2 protein-coding genes are annotated in these 1,193 nt (G+C 35.2%); both read left to right on the forward strand.

Translation table 11 applies throughout. The annotated features are described in order from the left end of the window. The coding region (locus tag AC1DRF_RS28665) for an ABC transporter ATP-binding protein (protein ID WP_477742394.1) at positions 1 to 632 on the forward strand (632 nt) is incomplete at its 5' end. After that, positions 629 to 1,193 (forward strand): ABC transporter permease (locus AC1DRF_RS28670; RefSeq protein WP_477742395.1); only part of this gene is annotated, 565 nt, incomplete at its 3' end. The genes AC1DRF_RS28665 and AC1DRF_RS28670, both read left to right, overlap by 4 nt.

Raw genomic sequence — 1,193 nt, forward strand, 5'->3', positions numbered from 1 at the left:
GTTCAGGAAAAAGCACACTGCTGAACATTTTAGGAGCACTGGATGAACCAACTAGTGGAACGATTAAACTAAAAGGAATGCTTTCAAAAGATATGTTCCAAGAACCTCAAGCTTCAGCGTACAGAAGAGATAATATTGGGTTTATTTTCCAATCATTCCACTTATTAAAGGATTTATCTGTAGAAGAAAACATAGCTCTGCCGCTCATTTTAAAGGGACTTACATCGGATGTAATTGATTTAAAAGTAAATAACGCTGTTGAGCTCTTGGGCTTAACAGCTTGGAAGAAACACCGCCCTGTACAACTGTCAGGTGGACAACAGCAGCGCGTAGCTATAGGAAGAGCAATTATAACTGAACCACCTATTATTCTGGCAGACGAGCCTACAGGTAACCTTGATTTTAATACTTCCGAAGTCATACTACACACACTAGTAACTACAAAAAACGAACTCAGCCAAAGCATACTTCTTGTTACTCACGACCCTAATGTAGCTACTTATGCAGATCGCGTTCTATTCTTTCATGATGGCTCTATTGTCGATACATATATCTGTAGCGGAAATAGTGATTTGGATCATATACTAGAGAAGTTTAAGCTTATTACAAAAGTCGAGAGTCCTAAGATATGAAAACACTACGAGGTTTAGCTTTTCGTTTATTTAAGTCCAATAAATTTATAGTGTTTTCATCTATTGTAAGTATAGCTATTTCTACGATGCTTGTACTTAGTATGGTTTTATTCTCTTTTAATGCGCAGGACACATTAAAAAGTCAATTAAAACAAACTTACGGTGAGATGGATTTATCTGTAGGGTTTGAGATGGATCAAGGCAAAATTTTGACATCAACTTTAGTGGAAGAAATTCACCAGGATAAAATGGTAGATAAGGTATCAAAAGTATCTATTGCTCATTTGAATCTAAATAAACTAAATACCTCTATCTATACAGTAGGTGTTGAAAACGATTATTTAGCTAAAAGTCGGTATCACTTTTCCAAACCGCTGAATAAGAATTCTGTCGCAATGAACAAAGGACTAGCTAAAGATTTACACGCAAAAGTAGGAGATAAAGTTCTTATAGAAAACAAAACATATACATTAGCAGAAACGGTAAAAGATTTATCCGCTACTGGAGTAGCTCCAGATATGCTAATACTTAATCAAAAAAACGTAAAAGACTATATTCAAG

The sequence above is a fragment of the Priestia sp. P5_B4 genome, from assembly GCF_056400385.1.